The sequence below is a fragment of the Streptomyces luteireticuli genome (genome assembly GCF_041519305.1).
GTDB classification, from domain to species: domain Bacteria; phylum Actinomycetota; class Actinomycetes; order Streptomycetales; family Streptomycetaceae; genus Streptomyces; species Streptomyces luteireticuli.
In genome coordinates, this window is the sequence record NZ_CP167927.1 from 1,918,366 (window position 1) to 1,937,409 (window position 19,044).

Annotated in this window: 1 protein-coding gene; it reads right to left on the bottom strand. The window is 73.7% G+C overall.

Going from position 1 to position 19,044, the window contains the following annotated elements; all coding sequences use genetic code 11:
• Positions 1 to 11: 11 nt before the first annotated feature.
• Positions 12 to 18,812 carry an SDR family NAD(P)-dependent oxidoreductase gene (locus tag AB8735_RS07830; RefSeq protein ID WP_372406295.1) on the bottom strand — a complete coding sequence of 6,267 codons (18,801 nt, stop codon included), beginning with the start codon at positions 18,810 to 18,812 and terminating at the stop codon, positions 12 to 14.
• Between the last annotated feature and the right edge of the window lie 232 nt (positions 18,813 to 19,044).

Here is a 19,044-nt window from a genome sequence, read left to right on the forward strand (position 1 = left end):
TGAACTCCCTCTCAACTCGGGTCCGTGGGCGACGAGTCGCCGTCGATGGAGATGCCAAGGCTGTTGGTGACGAAGTCGAGGACTTCGGACGCGGTGGCGGTTTCGAGGCCGGGGGCCTCCGGGGCGGCGGATCCGCCGGGCCCCGTCGGCTCGGCCAGACCCCGCAGGGTTTCGGCCAGTTCGGAGCGCTGCGCGCCGGTGAGCTCCAGCGCGGCGAGGCTCTCGCCGAGCCTGCCGAGGTCGGCCAGCACCTGCTCGTAGGTCGGCCGTCCGGGGCTCGGTGGTGCGGCGGGGGCCGCCGGGGCGAGCCGGTCCAGCAGGTGGTCGGCCAGGGCGCGGGGGCTCGGGTGGTCGAACACCGCGGTGGCGGTGAGCTTCAGACCCGTGCGGCCGCCCAGCCGGTTGCGCAGCTCGACCGCGGTCAGCGAGTCGAAGCCCAGGTCGCGGAACGCCTCGTCGGGGGAGATCCCGCGCGCGTCGCCGTGCCCGAGGACCAGGGCGACGTCCGTGCGGATCAGGTCGAGCAGGAACTCGCCCCGCCGCTCGGCGGGCAGCGCGCCCAACTGGTCCCGCAGGGACCGGTCCTGTGCGTCCTCCGCGACGGCCGCCGTCCGCCGGTCCGGGCGGGGCGCCAGGTCCCTCAGGAGCACCGGCGCGGTGTCCGCGCGGAGCGCCGCGGGATCGAGGCGCAGCGGGACGACGAGCGGCAGCGGGCCGGACAGCGCCCGGTCGAAGGCCGTCAGGCCCTCCTCGGTGGAGGTGGGCAGGAATCCCAGGCGGGCGATCCGGTTCCGGTCGGCGGCGCCGAGCCCGGCCGTCATCGTGCTGCCCTCCGTCCACATGCCCCAGGCGACCGAGACCGCCGGGAGTCCGGCCGCGTGCCGCCGGGCCACGAACGCGTCCAGGAAGGCGTTGGCGGCCGCGTAGTTGGCCTGGCCCGCCGATCCCAGGACGCCGGCGGCCGAGGAGAAGACCACGAAGGCGGCCAGGTCGGCGTCGGCGGTGAGCTCGTGGAGGTTCAGCACCGCGTCCGCCTTGGGGCGCAGCACGGTGTCGAGCCGTTCGGGCGTCAGCGCGTCGAGGACGCCGTCGTCGAGCACACCGGCAGTGTGGATCACGGCGGTCGGCGGGTGCTCCGCCGGGACGCGGGCCAGCGCGCGGGCGAGTTGGCCACGGTCGGCCACGTCGCAGGCGACGGAGTCCACGTGGACGCCGCTCTCCGCCAGGCCGTCCGGTGCCCCGGCGCCGCTGCGGCTCAGCAGGAGCACCCGGCGGACGCCGTGTGCCGAGACGAGCCGCCGCAGGACGAGTCCGCCGAGGGTGCCGCTCGCGCCCGTGACGATCACGGTGCCGTCCGGGTCGAGCGGGCGCGGGAGGGTGAACACCGTCCCGTCCGCCGGGAGGGCCCCGGTCGCCGTCCGTATGTCGACGGCGCGGACCGCGGGCCCGGCGGGCGCGGGCCCGGCGTGGGCCGGGTCGTACGCCCCCGCCGCGGCCGCGGCTTCGCCGGGGGTCCAGCCGTGCGGTACGCGGACGACGGACCGGTGGTCGGTGACTGCCGTGCTGCCGAGGGCGTCCCCGTGCGGGAATGTGCCCAGGACGCGGTCGCCCACGGTCACACCGGTGACCGCCGCACCGGCCCCGGTCACGATGCCGGTGCCCGCGCTGCGCGTCGCCGCGGCCCGCATCGACACCCGGATCTCCTCGGGCCCCAGCGGCCCTTCGGGGGCCGGGGCGGCGACGAGGACGGCGTCGTCGCCGTCGTCGGACGGCTCCAGCCGCCACGCGGGCGCTTCGGGCAGCGCCAGCACGGCGGGCCCGGAGCGGGTGAGGCGCGGGACGAGCACCCGCCCGTCGCGGACGGCGGTCTGCGGCTCGCCGGAGGCGACGGCCGCGGCGAGCGCCTCGGGCGACCGGACGTCCACGTCGACGAGGAGCAGCCGGCCGGGGTGTTCGGCCTGGGCCGAGCGCAGCAGGCCCCACACCGCCGCGCTGACCGGGTCGGGGTCCTCCACCAGCATGCCCCGGGTCACGACGGCGAGCCGGGCGTCGGCGTCGGCCTGGTCGTCGAGGAACTGCCGGGTGAGGGCGAGGACTTCGGCCAGCCGTGTGCGGACGTCCCCGCCGGGCTCGACGTGGGCGATGGTCACCTCGGCGTCCCCTGTGTCTCCCGCCTCGTCCGCCCGTGCCTGCCAGTGCAGGTGGAGCCCCGTGTCCTGCGCGGTGGGCGCCGTGGCGGACAGCGGCCGCAGCGCCAGCGAGTCGACGGTGACGACGGGCCGGCCGGCGGCGTCGACGCCGGCCAGGGACACCGCTCCGTCGCCCGCGGCGGCGATCCGCACCCGGACCGCCGTGGCCCGGGACGCCTCCAGCGTCACGCCCGACCAGGAGAAGGGCAGCAGCGGCCGCGGACCGTCGGTGCCCGTGGCGGACGGCACGCCCAGGGTGATGGCGTGCAGGGCGGCGTCGAGCAAGGCCGGGTGGATGCCGAACGCCCCTGGCTCGGCGGGCAGTTCGGCCTCGGCGTACAGCTCGTCCGCCGTCCGCCAGGCTGCCCGGAGCCCCCGGAACGCGGGCCCGTAGCCGTAGCCGCGGGCGGCCAGGTCCTCGTAGAGGCCGTCCACCGGCACCGGTTCGGCCCCGGCCGGCGGCCACTCCTGCGGGGCGGCCGGCCGCGGGGCCGACGCGGACAGCAGGCCCGTCGCGTGCCGCGCCGCCGGCTCGCCGGTCCCGGCCGGGGTGGCCGTGGAGTGGACGGCGAGGGAGCGGCGGCCCGCTTCGTCCGGTGCGCCGACGACGACTTGGAGGTACACGGTGCCGTCGGCCGGCAGGACCAGCGGGGCCTCCAGCGTCAGCTCCTCGACGAGCGGGCAGCCGACGGCGTCGCCGGCGTGCAGCGCCAGGTCGAGGAAGGCGGTGCCGGGGAGCAGCACCGTGCCGTTCACCGCGTGGTCGGCGAGCCAGGGGTGCGAGCCGGACAGGACGCGGCCGGTGAGCACCGCGCCTCCGTCGGGCAGGAACACGGCCGCGCCCAGCAGCGGGTGACGGGTGGCGCTCAGTCCGGCGGCCCGGACGCCGGCCGGTGAGCCGGACGCGTCCTGCCAGTAGCGCCGGCCCGCGAACGGGTAGCCCGGCAGTTCGACGAGCCGGCCCCCGGGCAGCAGCCGCTCCCAGGCGGCGGGCGCGCCCGCCACGAAGGGCAGGGCGAGGGCCCGCGCGACCGCCTGCGCCTCGGGACGGCCCGGCTTCAGCAGCGCGGTGGCGACGAAGTCGGCGTTCTCCTCGTCCAGGGTCGCGTGCACCATCGGGGTGGCGACGGCGTCGGGGCCGACCTCCAGGTAGGCGGTGACGCCCTGCCCGGCCAGGGAGCGCACGCCGTCGGCGAAGCGCACGGCCCGGCGGACGTGCTCCACCCAGTACCGCGGGGTGCAGAACTCCTCGGGGTCGACGGGGCCGCCGGTGACGTTCGACACCACGGGGATCCGCGGCGGCCGGAACGTCAGACCGGCCAGCAGCTCCCCGAACTTGTCGAGCATCGGCTCCATGTGGTGCGAGTGGAAGGCGTGCGACACCGGCAGGCGGTGCGTCCGGTGCCCGGAGGCCCGGAAGTGCCCGGCGACGGCGAGCACGGCCGCCTCGTCGCCGGAGACGACCACGGCCTGCGGTCCGTTGACGGCGGCGATGCCGACCGCGTCCGCCAGCGATTCCCGCTCGATGAACGCCAGGGCCTCCCGCTCGTCCACGGCCAGCGCGACCATCGCGCCGTCCGCGGGCAGGGCCTGCATCAGGCGGCCGCGCGCCGCGACGAGCGCACAGGCATCGGACAGCGTGAACACGCCCGCCGCATAGGCCGCGGTGATCTCGCCGAGGGAGTGGCCCATGACGTGGCCGGGGGCCACCCCCCACTGCCGCAGCAGCTCCAGGAGCGCGACCTCCAGGGCGAACAGGCCGGTCTGGGTGTACATGCTCTGGTTCAGCAGCGGTGCGAGCGGGGAGTCGGCGGGGGCGAACACCACGTCGCGCAGCGGGTGTTCGGCGTGGCCGTCGAGGTGCTCGTCGACGGCGGCGCACACGGCGTCGAACGCCTCGGCGAAGGCCGGGTACGCCTCGTACAGCTCCCGGCCCATGCCGGGGCGCTGCGCCCCCTGGCCGGAGAAGACCAGCGCCAGTCCGCCCGCGCCGGCGTCGCGGACCGCTCCGGCGACGACGGCCGGTGCCTCCCGGCCCTCGGCCAGGGCCGCCAGGGCGCCGGTCAGTTCGTCGCGGTCGGCACCGAGGACCACGGCCCGGTGCTCCAGGAGCGCCCGGCCGGTGGCCAGGGTGAACCCGACGTCCCGCGGGTCGGGTCCGGGCTCGCCGGTGACGCGGGCGAGCAGGCGGGCGGCCTGCCGCCGCAGCCCGGCCGGGGACTTCGCCGAGAGCACCCAGGGAACCACCGGAGTGGGCTCGCTCCCGGCGGCGGATTCCTCGGGCGCGGTCTCCTCGGGCGCGGCTTCGAGGATCACATGGGCGTTGGTCCCGCTGATGCCGAAGGACGAGACCGCGGAGCGGCGCGGGCGGTCCAGCTCGGGCCAGTCGCGCTGTGCGGTCAGGAGGCCGACCGCGCCGGACTCCCAGTCGACGTGGTGCGAGGGGGTGGAGGCGTGCAGGCTGCGCGGCATGATGCCGTGGCGCATCGCCTGCACCATCTTGATGATGCCCGCGACACCGGCGGCGGCCTGGGTGTGGCCGATGTTCGACTTGAGCGAGCCGATCCACAACGGCCGGTCGGCGGGCCGGTCCTGGCCGTAGGTGGCCAGCAGTGCCTGGGCCTCGATCGGGTCGCCGAGGGAGGTGCCCGTGCCGTGCGCCTCGACGGCGTCGACATCGGCGGCGCCCAGCCGGGCGCCGGCCAGGGCGTCGCGGATGACGCGCTGCTGGGAGGGGCCGTTGGGAGCGGTCAGGCCGTTGCTGCCGCCGTCCTGGTTGACGGCGGAGCCGCGGACGACCGCGTGGACCCGGTGGCCGTTGCGCCGGGCGTCGGAGAGCCGCTCGACCACCAACAGACCGACGCCCTCGGACCATCCGGCGCCGTCGGCGTCGTCGGAGAACGGCTTGCACCGACCGTCAGGGGCCATCGCCCGCTGACGCGAGAACTCCACGAACGTCGTCGGCGTCGACATCACCGTCACACCACCGGCCAGCGCGAGGGAGCACTCGCCGTTGCGGAGGGCCTGGGCCGCGAGGTGCAGCGCGACGAGGGACGACGAACACGCCGTGTCCACCGTCATCGCCGGACCCTCCAGACCCAGAAGGTAGGAGATCCGTCCCGAGGCGACACTCGACGAACTGCCGAGCATGCGGAATCCGTCCATGCCCTCGACCGGCTCGTGCAACGGCGGCCCGTACTCCATGGCCATCAGGCCGGCGAACACACCGGTCCTGCTGCCGCGCAGGGACGTCGGGTCGATACCGGACCGCTCGAACGCCTCCCACGCCGTCTCCAGCAGCAACCGCTGCTGCGGATCCATCGCCGTCGCCTCGCGCGGGCTGATCCCGAAGAACTCCGGCTCGAACGTCCCGATCCCGGGCAGGAATCCGCCGTGCCGGGCGTACGTCGTGCCCTCGCGGTCGGGGTCCGGGTCGTAGAGGCCGTCGAGGTCCCAGCCGCGGTCCGTGGGGAACCCGGTGATCGCGTCGATGCCGTCCAGCGACAACTGCCAGAGCTCCTCCGGGCTGTTGACGCCGCCCGGGTAACGGCAGGCCATGCCGACGATCACGATCGGATCGTCGTCCGCGGCAGACGCGGCCGCCGGTGCCGGGAGGGCGGGAGCGGCGTCGGCGCCCAGCACCTGCTCGCGCAAGTGGTCCGCCAGCGCCATCAGGGTCGGGTAGTCGAAGACCAGGGTGGACGGCAGCCGCAGCCCGGTGGCCTCCTGCAGACGACGCCGCAGCTCCAGACCCGTCAGCGAGTCGAAGCCCATGTCACGGAACGCCCGGGCCGGATCCACCGAACCGGCCGAACCATGACCCAACACCAACGCAACCTGCGTACCGACCAATTCGACCAGCGCAGCCCGGAGAGCAGCCTCGTCCAGGGCCGCCATGCGGGCGATCCAGGAGGTCCGGTCCTCGGCGGCGACCGGGGCCGCCGTACGCCGTGCGGGCGCCCGGACCAGCGACTTGAAGATCACGGGGAGGTCGTCATGGGTGCGCAGTGCGGTCGTGTCGAAGCGGGCGGGGACCACGGCGGCCCGGTCGGCGGCGAGCGCCGCGTCGAACAGAGCCAGCCCCTGGGCCGCCGACATCGGCGCCAGACCGTTGCGCGAGAGGCGGGCGAGGTCCGCGTTGTCCAGATGCGCGGTCATGGAGCTGTCGCTGCTCCACAGACCCCACGCCATGGAGACGGCCGGCAGGCCCTGGGCCCGGCGCGACTGCGCCAGAGCATCCAACCAGGCGTTGGCGGCGGCGTAGTTGCCCTGTCCTGCCGTACCCATCACCCCGGCTGCCGAGGAGAAGAGCACGAAGGCGGCCAGGTCGGCGCCGCGCGTCAGCTCTTCGAGCAGAAGCGCGCCGTCCACCTTGGGGCGCATGACGCGGTCGATGCGTTCGGGGGTCTGCGCGGTCAGAACGCCGTCGTCGAGGACGCCCGCGGCGTGGACGACGGCGGTCAACGGGTGCTCCCCGGGGACCTGCGCCAGCGCGGAAGCCAGGGCCTCACGGTCGGACACGTCGCAGGCGGCGAAGGTCACCACCGCGCCCAACGCCTCCAGTTCGGCGGCCATCTCCTCGGAACCGGCACGCCCACGGCGGCCGAGCAGGAGCAGATGCCGAACGCCGTGCTCGGTGACGAGGTGCCGGGCCAGCAGGGTGCCGAGAGCTCCCCCGGCGCCGGTGATCAGAACCGTGCCCTCCGGATCCCAGCCCTGGGGCTCGGCCGCTTCGGGGGCCACCGTGGCCAGCCGCGGTACGAAGAGCCTGCCACCGCACGCCGCCACCTGCGGTTCACCGGAGGCGAGCGCCTGAGCGACATCGTCCGGGGACGTCACGTCGGCGATCACGATCCTGCCCGGGTGCTCGGCCTGGGCCGAACGCACCAGACCCCACACCGCCGCCGTCACCGGATCCGGCTCCAGCGTCATGTCGCCACGCGTGACCACAACGAGCCGCGAGCCGTCCGACTCCCCGTCGCCGACGAAGCGCTGCACCAGGGCAAGCACCTCACCGACCCGCGTACGGACATCACCACCCGGCTCGACGAACTCGACCACAACCTCCGGAGCCACCTCGTACGGGCCCTCCGGCAGCGGCACTTCGGTCCACCGCACCTCGTACAGAGGATCAACGGCCGCCGACCCCAGCTGCTCCCGCGACATCCGCTGCAGACGCAGCTCGTCGACGGTCACGACCGGCAGTCCGGCGCCGTCGAACGCCGCCACGCGCACCGGGCCGTCCGCCTGCCGCGACAGCCGGACCCGCAGGGCCGAGGCGCCGACGGAGTGCAGCCGCACACCGTTCCACGAGAACGGCACCCACAGGTCGCCCGAGGGAAGCGGGTGCAACGCGGCGTCGAGCAGCGCCGGGTGGATGCCAAAGGCATCCGCCTCGGCCGGCAACCGCACCTCGGCGAACAACTCCCCACCCGCACGCCACACCGCACGCAGGCCCTGGAACACCGGACCGTAGGCATACCCCAGGCCCGCCAGCACGTCGTAGGCGTCGGTCACGTCGACCGGCTCGGCACCCTGCGGCGGCCACTGCCCGCCCATGGGCTCCACCGCGCCCACCGGGGCGACGGCGAGCATGCCCACGGCGTGCCGCACCCATTCCCCGGCCGATTCCTGGTCGCGCGAGTGCACGGCGATGGTCCGGCGCCCCGCGTCGTCCGGTGTCCCCACCGAGACCTGCACCGCCACGGATGCATCCTCGGTGAGCACCAACGGGCGCTCCAGCGTGAGCTCTTCGAGCAGATCGCAGCCGACCTCGTCGGCGGCCCGGAGGGCCAGTTCGACGAATGCGGTGCCGGGGAGGATGACGGTGCCGAAGACGGCGTGGTCCTCCAGCCAGGGGTGCGTGCCGCGCGACAGCCGTCCCGTCAGGACGGTGTCGTCACCATTGGCCAGCCGCACGGCCGCACCCAGCAGGGGGTGGTCCGCAGGGTTCAGCCCGAGCCCGGCGGCGTCCAGGGCCGGCCGCCCGGCGGGCAGCCAGTAATGGCGGCGCTGGAAGGCGTACGTCGGCAGGTCCACCGGGCGGCCGCCGGTCACCCGGGACGACCAGTCCACGTCCACGCCCGCGACGTACACCTCGGCCAGATTGCGCAGCAGTTGGGCACGTTCGTCCTCACCACGGCGCAGCGTGCCCACGGCGACCACGCCGGTGGTCCCGCTGCCGTCGGCGGCCTGGGTGACGGCGCCGGCCAGGACGGGGTGCGGGCTGACCTCGACGAAGACGCGGTGGCCGGTGTCCAGCAGGTGCTGGAGGGCGGTGTCGAAGCGGACGGTCTCGCGGAGGTTGGTGAACCAGTACGCGGCGTCCATATCCGCCGTGTCGATCGGTTCACCCGTCACCGTGGAGAACAGCGGGACGTGACCGGACCGCGGCTCGATGCCGCCCAGGATCTCCAGCAACTCCTCGCGCAGTTCGTCGACCTGGGCCGAATGACTGGCGTAATCGACGGCAATGCGCCGCGCCTGGAAGCCATCGGCCTCACAGCCTGCCATCAAGGCATCCAGCTCCTCCGGCGCACCGGAGACCACGACCTGCTCGGGGCCGTTGACCACAGCGATCTGAAGCCCGCCCGAAAGACGGCCGGTCACCTGCTCCAGCGGAGCCAGAACGGACACCATGCCACCCCGACCGGCGAGTCGGAGGAGCGCCCGGCTGCGCAGCGCCACCACACGCGCCGCATCGGCCAGGGACAGACCACCCGCCACGCAGGCGGCAGCGATCTCGCCCTGCGAATGACCGACCACGGCGGACGGGCGGACGCCCAGCGACTGCCACAGCTCGGCCAGCGACACCATCACCGCGAACAGCACCGGCTGGACAACGTCCACCCGCTGCAACAAACCCTCATCGCCCTCACGGACGACATTCAGCAGCGACCAGCCATCCGCATGCGGTGCCAGTGCTGCCGCGCACTCCGCCATCCGCTCCGCGAACACCGGCTCGCTCACCAGCAGTTCACGGGCCATCCCCACCCACTGGGAACCCTGACCCGGGAACACGAAGACCGTGCCACCGGACCCGGCCCGGCCGTCCACCACACCCGCGACCGGATGCCCGGCAGCGAACTCCCGCAGTTTCGTGACGAGCTCGTCACCGTCGTCGCCGACCACCACGGCCCGGTGTTCCCAGACTGCACGCCCATGGGCCAGCGAGAAGCCGACGTCCACGGGCCGCAGCCCGTCCACCGCCCCTGCCAGGCGCTCCGCCTGATCCCGCAACGCGGCCTCACTCCGCGCCGACAGCACCCACGGGACGACGCCGCCATCGGCCACCGACCGGCCGTCCTCCGTCACCGCCGGAGCGGCTTCGAGGATCACATGCGCATTGGTCCCGCCGATGCCGAAGGAGGACACACCGGCCCTGCGCGGACGACCGTCCTCGGGCCACGGCCTGTTCTCCGTGAGCAGCCTGACTTCTCCGGCGCTCCAGTCGACGTGGTGCGAGGGGGTGGAGGCGTGCAGGGAGCGCGGCAGTACGCCGTGGTGCATCGCCTGCACCATCTTGATGATGCCCGCGATACCGGCAGCCGCCTGGGTGTGCCCGATGTTCGACTTCACCGACCCCAGCCACAACGGCCGGTCCTCGGAACGGTCCTGACCATACGTGGCCAGCAGCGCCTGCGCCTCGATCGGATCACCCAGCGCCGTGCCCGTGCCATGCGCCTCCACGACATCCACGTCAGCAGCACCCAGCCGCGCACTCGCCAGCGCATCACGGATCACCCGCTGCTGCGACGGCCCGTTCGGCGCCGTCAGGCCGTTGCTGCCGCCGTCCTGGTTCACCGCCGAACCCCGCACGATCGCGAGAACCTGGTGGCCGTTGCGCCGGGCGTCGGAGAGCCGCTCGACCACCAACAGACCGACGCCTTCCGACCATCCGGCGCCGTCGGCGTCGTCGGAGAACGGCTTGCACCGACCATCCGGAGCCATCGCCCGCTGACGCGAGAACTCCACAAACGTCGTCGGCGTCGACATCACCGTCACACCACCGGCCAACGCCAACGAGCACTCACCATTGCGCAACGCCTGCGCAGCGAGATGCAGCGCGACAAGGGACGACGAACACGCCGTGTCCACCGTCATCGCCGGGCCCTCCAGGCCCAGAAGGTAAGAGACCCGGCCCGACGCGACGCCGCCGCTGTTCCCGGTGATCAGCAGGCCCTCGATGCCCTCGCCCGCCTCCGGCAGCCAGGAACCGTAGTCGTGATACATCAGGCCGGCGAACACACCGGTCCTGCTGCCGCGCAGGGACGTCGGGTCGATACCGGACCGCTCCAGCGCCTCCCACGCCGTCTCCAGCAGCAGCCGCTGCTGCGGATCCATCGCCGTCGCCTCGCGGGGGCTGATCCCGAAGAAGTCGGCGTCGAACTCACCGGCTCCGGCGAGGAACCCGCCCCTCCGGGAGTAACTCGTCCCTAGGCGGCTCGGGTCCGGGTCGTACAGCCCCGCCAGGTCCCAGCCGCGGTCCGTGGGGAACTCGGACGTCGCGTCCACACCGTCGACGACGGCGCTCCACAACTGCTCCGGCGATTCGATCCCGTCGGGCATCCGGCAGGCCATTCCCACGATCACGATCGGGTCGTCGTCCACCGCCGACGCGACCACCGCCGGGACGGCGGGACCGGCACCGGTGCCGAGCACCTGCTCGCGCAGGTGGTCCACCAGGGCCGTCAGCGTCGGGTAGTCGAAGACCAGGGTGGACGGCAGCCGCAGCCCGGTGGCCTCCTGCAGACGACGACGCAGCTCCAGACCCGTCAACGAGTCAAAGCCCATGTCACGGAACGCCCGGGCCGGATCCACCAAGTCGGCCGAACCATGACCCAACACCAACGCAATCTGCGTACCCACCAGCTCGACCAGCGCGGCATCACGTCCCGCCTCGTCCAGAGCAGCCATGCGGACAGCCCATGGGATGTCGTTCTCGGCGACGGGAGCCGCGGCCCGCCGCGTCGCCGGGGTGCGCACCAGGGACCCGAAGATCGCGGGGAGTTCGCCCCGGGCCGCCCGGCCGCGGAGCGCAGCCAGGTCGAGCCGGGCGGGGACCACAGTGGCCCGGTCGGCAGCGAGCGCCGCGTCGAACAGGGCCAGCCCCTGGGCCGCCGACATCGGTGCCAGACCACTGCGCGAAAGACGGGCCAGATCCGCGTCGTCCAAGTGCGCGGTCATGGAGCTGTCACTGCTCCACAGACCCCACGCCATCGACGTGGCGGCCCGTCCTGCGGCACGGCGCGACTGGGCCAAGGCGTCCAACCATGTATTGGCGGCGGCGTAGTTGCCCTGCCCTGCCGTACCCATCACTCCGGCCGCCGAAGAGAAGAGCACGAAGGCCGCCAGATCGGCGTCACGCGTCAGCTCGTCCAGCAGCCACGCGCCGTCCACCTTGGGGCGCATGACCCGGTCGACGCGCTCCGGCGTCAGCGCGGTCACGACGCCGTCGTCGAGGACACCGGCGGCGTGGACGACGGCGGTCAACGGGTGTTCCGCCGGGACCTGCGCCAGGGCTGCGGCCAGGGCCTCACGGTCGGACACGTCACAGGCGGCGAAGGTCACCACCGCACCCAACGCCTCCAGTTCGGCGGCCATCTCCTCGGAACCGGCACGCCCACGGCGGCCGAGCAGAAGCAGATGCTGCACCCCGTATTCCACGACCAAGTGCCGGGCCAGCAGCGTGCCGAGGGCTCCCCCAGCACCGGTGATCAGGACCGTGCCCTCCGGATCCCAACCCGTCGATCCGGGCACCTCGGAGGCCATGGCGGACAACCGCGGTACGTACAGTCGACCGTCGCGCACTGCCACCTGCGGCTCGCCCGAAGCAACGGCCGGGGCCACATCGTCCGGAGAGGCCACATCGGCGATCACGATCCGGCCCGGGTGCTCGGTCTGGGCCGAACGCAGCAGACCCCACACCGCCGCCGTCACCGGATCCGGCACCAGGGTCATGTCGCCACACGTGACCACGACCAGCCGCGAACCGTCCGCCTCCGCATCACCGACGAAGCGCTGCACCAGGGCGAGCACCTCACCGACCCGGGTCCGCACATCACCGTCCGGCTCGACGAACTCGACCACGTCCTCCGGAGCGACCTCGTACGGCCCCTCGGGCAGCGGTACTTCCATCCACCGCAGCTCGTACAGCGGATCAACGCCCGCCGACCCCAGCTGCTCCCGCGACATCCGCTGCAGACGCAGCTCGTCGACCGTCACCACCGGCAACCCGGCACCGTCGAACGCCGCCAACCGGACGGATCCGTCGGCTCGCCGCGACAGCCGGACCCGTAGCACCGAGGCGCCGACGGAGTGCAGCCGCACACCGTTCCACGAGAACGGCACCCACAGGTCGTCCGACAGCAGTGCGTGCAAGGACGCGTCGAGCAGCGCCGGGTGGATGCCAAAGGCATCCGCCTCGGCCGGCAACCGCACCTCGGCGAACAACTCCTCACTCGCACGCCACACCGCGCGCAAGCCCTGGAACACCGGACCGTACCCGTATCCAACCGCCGCCAACTGCTCGTACGCGTCCGCGAGCTCGACCGGTTGCGCACCGGCCGGGGGCCATTGCCCGTCCATGGACTCCGCAGCGCCCACCGGGCCCGCCGCCAGCACACCCGCCGCGTGGCGCACCCACTCCGCGCCCTCGTCTCCGTCCCGCGAGTGCACGGCCACCGCACGCCGGCCCGCGTCGTCCGGTGCACCCACCGAGACCTGCACCGCCACCGAAGCGCCCTCGGCGAGCACCAACGGCCGCTCCAACGTCAACTCTTCGAGCAGATCGCAGCCGACCTCGTCGCCGGCGTGCAGCGCCAGCTCGACGAACGCGGTGCCGGGCAGGATGACCGTGCCGAAGACGGCGTGGTCGGCGAGCCAGGGGTGGGCGTGCAACGACAGTTGGCCGGTGAGGACCAGCCCGTCCTGGGACGCGAGCCGTACGGCGGCGCCCAGCAGGGGGTGGCCCGCGGGGTTCAGCCCGAGCCCGGCCGCGTCCAGCACCGGCCCGCCGGCGGGCAGCCAGTGGCGGCGGCGCTGGAAGGCGTACGTCGGCAGGTCCACCGGGCGGCCGCCGGCCACCCGGGGCGACCAGTCCACGTCGACACCCGCCACATACACCTCGGCCAGGCTCTGCAACAGCCGCGCCTGTTCGTCCTCGCCGCGCCGCAGAGTGCCCACGGCGGACACCTCACGGCCCTCGGCGATCTGGGTGACGGCGCCGACCAGGACGGGGTGCGGGCTGGTCTCGACGAAGACCCGGTGCCCGGTCTCCAGGAGCCCTTCGATCGCCGTGTCGAAGCGGACGGTCTCGCGGAGGTTGGTGAACCAGTACGCGGCATCCATCTCCGCCGTGTCGACGATCTCGCCGGTGACGGTGGAGAACAGCGGGATCCGGCCCGTCCGGGGCTCGATGCCGCCCAGGATCTCCAGCAACTCCTCGCGCAGTTCATCGACCTGGGCCGAATGACTGGCGTAATCGACGGCGATACGCCGCGCCTGAACACCATCGGCCTCACAACCGGCCATCAAGGCATCCAGCTCCTCCGGAGCACCGGACACCACAACCTGCTCCGGACCGTTGACCACCGCGACCTGAAGCCCACCGGAGAGGCGCCCGGTCACCTGATCCAGCGGAGCCAGAACGGACACCATGCCACCCCGCCCGGCAAGCCGCAGCAACGCCCGGCTGCGCAACGCCACCACACGCGCCGCATCCTCCAGGGACAGACCACCCGCCACACACGCAGCAGCGATCTCACCCTGCGAATGACCCACCACGGCGGACGGACGGACACCCAGCGACTGCCACAGCTCCGCCAGCGACACCATCACCGCGAACAACACCGGCTGGACCACATCCACCCGCTGCAACAGGGCTTCATCGCCCTCACGGACGACATCCAGCAACGACCAACCATCCGCATACGGCTCCAACGCCGCCGCACACTCCCCCATCCGCCCCGCAAACACCGGCTCGGACTCCAGCAATTGGCGAGCCATCCCCACCCACTGGGAACCCTGCCCCGGGAACACAAAGACCGTTCCACCGGAACCAGCACGCCCCTCCACCACACCCGCAACCGACCGCCCGGCAGCGAACTCGGCCAGCTTCTCGGCCAGTTCACCCGCGTCGTCACCGACCACGACCGCCCGGTGTTCCATGGAGGCCCGGCCCGAGGCCAGGGTGAATCCCACGTCCCGGAGGCCGAGTCCGGCGTCACCCGTGACGCGGGCGGCCAGCCGTGCGGCCTGCGCCCTCAGCGCCTGCTCGTTCCTGGCGGACAGCACCCAGGGGACGACGCCGTCGGCCACCGGGCGATCGTCCTCCACGGCCGGATCGACGGCCGGAGCGGCTTCGAGGATCACATGCGCATTGGTCCCGCTGATGCCGAAGGCGGACACCGCCGCGCGGCGCGGACGGCCATCCTCGGGCCAGTCGCGCCCCGCCGAGAGCAGACGGACCTCTCCGGCGCTCCAATCCACGTTCTGCGACGGCTCGTCGGCGTACAGCGTGCGCGGCAGTACACCGTGGTGCATCGCCTGCACCATCTTGATGACGCCCGCGACACCCGCCGCCGCCTGGGTGTGCCCGATGTTCGACTTCACCGACCCCAGCCACAACGGCCGCTCCGCAGAACGGCCCTGGCCGTACGTGGCCAGCAGCGCCTGCGCCTCGATCGGATCACCCAGCGTCGTCCCCGTGCCGTGCGCCTCCACGGCATCCACATCGGCAGCGCCCAGCCGCGCACTCACCAGCGCATCACGGATCACCCGCTGCTGCGACGGCCCGTTCGGCGCCGTCAGACCATTACTGCCACCGTCCTGATTCACCGCCGAACCCCGCACCACCGCCAGGACCCGGTGGCCGAGCCGCTCGGCGTCCGAGAGCCGCTCGACGACCAGCAGGCCGACGCCCTCGCCCCAGCCCGTGCCGTCGGCATCGGCGGAGAACGGCTTGCAGCGCCCGTCCGGGGCGAGGCCGCGCTGCCGGGAGAACTCGACGAACATGCCGGGCGACGACATCACCGTCACACCACCGGCCAGCGCCAGCGAGCACTCGCCATTGCGCAGCGCCTGAACGGCCAGATGGAGCGCCACCAGGGAGGACGAGCAGGCCGTGTCGACGGTGAGCGCCGGGCCCTCAAGGCCCAGGAGGTAGGAGATGCGCCCGGAGGCGACGCTGGTGGTGTTGCCGGTCAGCCGGAAGCCCTCGGTGCCGTCGGCCGGGGCGTGCAGCCGCGGTCCGTACTCCATGTTCATGGCTCCGACGAACACCCCGGTGCTGCTGCCGCGCAGCGATGCCGGGTCGACACCGGACCGCTCCAGCGCCTCCCACGCCGTCTCCAGCAGCAGCCGCTGCTGCGGATCCATCGCCGCCGCCTCGCGCGGGCTGATCCCGAAGAAGTCGGCGTCGAAGTCGCCCACGTCTTCCAGGAATCCACCGCGCCGGGCGTAGGTCGTGCCGGGATGGGCGGGGTCGGGGTCGTACAACGCCGCCAGGTCCCAGCCGCGGTCCGTGGGGAACTCGGAGGTCGCGTCCGCCCCTTCGGCGACGACCCGCCACAACTGCTCGGGCGAGTCGATGCCGTCGGGCAGGCGGCAGGCCATGCCGACGATCACGATCGGGTCGTCGTCCACCGCCGACGCGGCCGCCGCCGGGACGGCGGGACCGGCGTCGTCCAGGACGCCGACGATCTGCTCGTGCAGATGGGCGGCGAGGCGGTCCGGGGTCGGATGGTCGAAGAGCACGGTCGTGGGGAGGCGCAGACCGGTCGCCGAGACGAGGCGGTTGCGCAGCCGCACGGAGAGCGCGGAGTCGAGGCCGAGGTCGCGGAAGGTCGCGTCGGGGTCGGCGGGTGCGTCACCGGTGACCTCCGCGAGGTGGCCGGCCAGCCACCGGCCGAGGAAGCCCTCCGGCTCGGTGCGGACGCGCTCGCGCAGGGCGAGGGTCGCCGAGCTCAGGTGCTGCTCGGCGGCCGGGGCGGCGGGGCGTTCGTCGAGCCAGTAGCGCTCGCGCTGGAAGGCGTAGGTCGGCAGGGCGACGATGTGGGCGTCGCCGGCCGGGCCGGCCCAGTCGACGGGAACACCGGCGGTCCACGCCTCGGCGAGGCCGGTGAGCAGGGCCTCCGGCTCGGGGCGGTCGCGGTGCTGGAGGGCGACGACGAGATCCGTCTCGCCGGGGGCGACGAGCGGCGACAGGATGCTGTCGGGGCCGAGTTCGAGGAACCGGGTCACGCCGTGCTCGCGCAGGGCGACGACGGCGTCGTGGAAGCGAACGGTGGCACGGACGTGCTCGACCCAGTAGTCCTCGGTCATCTCGGTGCCGGTGCGTCCGGTGACGGTCGAGACGATCGGGATGCGGGGTGCGGCGACGGTCAATCCGCTGATCCGGTGGGCGAATTCACCGAGGATGGGGACGGTCAGCGGGGAGTGGGCGGCGTTGGGGACGCGCAGCCGGGTCGTGCGACGGCCGTCGGCGCGGAAGCCGTCGGCGATCCGGGTGACCGCCTCGTCGGCGCCGGAGAGCACGATCGCGCGCGGGCCGTTGATCACGCCGATGGAGACGTCGCCGGTGCCGTCGAGGGCCGCGAGGGCCTCGGCCTCCGTGGCCTCGACGGCGATCATGGCGCCGCCGGGCGGCAGTTCCTGCATGAGGGCCCCGCGCGCCGCGACGAGGGCGGCCGCGTCGGCCAGCGTGAGGGAGCCCGCGACATGGGCGGCGACGATCTCGCCGAACGAGTGGCCGACGAGCAGGTCGGGGACGACGCCCCAGGAAGTGACCAGGCGGTACAGGGCGACCTGGAAGGCGAACAGCGCGGGCTGCATCAGGCGGAAGCCGTCGAGGGCCTCGGCGCTGTCCTCCCGCTCGCCGAACAACGCCTCGCGCAGGCCGGGTTCGAAGTGGCCGAGGACCTCGTCGAGCGCCTCGGCGAACACCGGGTAGGCCGCGTACAGCTCCCGCCCCATGCCGACGTGCTGGGCGCCGCCGCCGGGGAACAGGAAGGCTGTCTTCCCCGTCACGCCGGTCGCACCGGTCGTGCCGACGACGCCGGTCACGGCCTCGTCGGTGAAGCGGCGCAGGCTCGCCGCGAGTCCGGCCCGGTCCGTGCCGAGGACGACGGCGCGGTGTTCGAGCGCGGACCGGGTGACGGCCAGCGACCGGGCGATGTCGCGGGCGTCCGCGTCCGGGTGCTCCTCGACATGGGTGAGCAGGCGCGCGGCCTGGGCGTCCAGGGCGCGGCCGGTGCGGGCGGAGAGCACCCAGGGGACGGGACGGGACGCCGCGGGGCGTTCCGGATCACCGGCGGGGCGCCCGGTGTACGGCCCTTCGGCGAGGACGACGTGGCAGTTGGTGCCGCCGACGCCGAAGGAGCTGACGCCGGCGAGGAGCGGGGCGTCGGGGTCGGGCCAGGGCTCGAGCTCGGTCTGGACCCGGAGGTTGAGCCCGTCCAGGGGGATGGCCGGGTTCGGCGTCCGGAAGTGCAGGCTCGGCGGCAACTGGCGGTGACGCAGCGCGAGCGCGGCCTTGAGCAGGCCCACGATGCCGGCGGCGGCCTCCAGGTGGCCGATGTTGGTCTTCACGGACCCCACGCGCAGCGGCGGGCGGTCCGCGGTGCTCCGGCCGATGACGGCGGACACGGCGGCGGCCTCGACCGGGTCGCCGACCGGGGTTCCCGTGCCGTGCAGTTCGACGTACTGGACCGCTTCCGGGCCGACGCCGGCGTCCGCGTAGGCGCGGCGCAGGACGTCCTGCTGGCCGCGGACGTCGGGGTCGGTGAGGCGCTCGCCGCCGCCGTCGTGGTTGACGGCACTGCCGCGGATGACGCAGTGGACGGGGTCGCCGTCGGCGACGGCGGCGGCGAGGGGCTTGAGCAGGACGACGGCGCCGCCCTCGCCGCGGACGAAGCCGTCGGCGCTCTCGTCGAAGACCGCGCAGCGGCCCCGGACGGACAGGGCGCCGAGGCTCGCCGTCCTCACCATGCTCTCCGGGGAGAGGTTCAGCTGCACGCCGCCGGCGAAGGCGAGGTCGGACTCGCCGCGGCGGAGGCTCTCGCAAGCCAGGTGGACGGCGACCAGCGACGAGGCCTGTGCCGCGTCGACGGCGAGGCTCGGGCCGGTGAGCCCCAGCGTCCAGGAGACGCGGTTGGCGACGACGGCGCGGTGCGTCCCTGTGAAAGCGAACGGCTCGCCGCTGTCGGCGAGTTCGGAGCGGGAGGCGAGGGCCGCGTAGTCGTCGGAGGCGACGCCCACGAACACTCCGGTGCGCGAGCCCCGCATCCGGTCGTCGCGGACACCGGCGTCCTCCATCGCCTCCCAGACCAGCTCCAGGGCGAGCCGCTGCTGCGGGTCCATGGCGGCCGCCTCGTCGGGTCCGACGCCGAAGAACGCGGCGTCGAAGCCGGCGACGTCGTCGAGGAAGCCGCCGCGCCAGGCGCGGCCCGGGCCGCGCCCCTCGGGCCATGGCCCGACGGCGTCGGTGCCCTCGGTCAACAGGCGCCAGAACTCGGTGGGGTTCGATGCCGACGGCACTCGGCACGAGATCCCGATGACGGCGATGGCGGTGTCCTCGGGGGCACCGCTCGCGGGCTTGCTGGAACCGGACTGTGACAGCGTCATGTGTGCCTCCCCCGTTGCGGCTTGAAGTATTGCCCGGGGGTCTGACAACGGACTTCCGCCAGAAGTCGGGGACGACCGGCCGGACTTCGGTCGGGCCCGCCCCTCCGGTCAGGACTTCCAGCGGGGAACGCCGAGGTCGGAGGGGGGATCCACCGGTGGCGCGGGGTCCTGGACCGGGGACCTGGCGAGGGCCCGGTGCGCGGGTGAACGACCGCCGGAGCGTTGACGTTCC

Coding starts and splice junctions, on each gene's coding strand:
- AB8735_RS07830 (WP_372406295.1), bottom strand. CDS start 18,812: ATGACGCTGTCACAGTCCGGTTCCAGCAAGCCCGCGAGCGGTGCCCCC.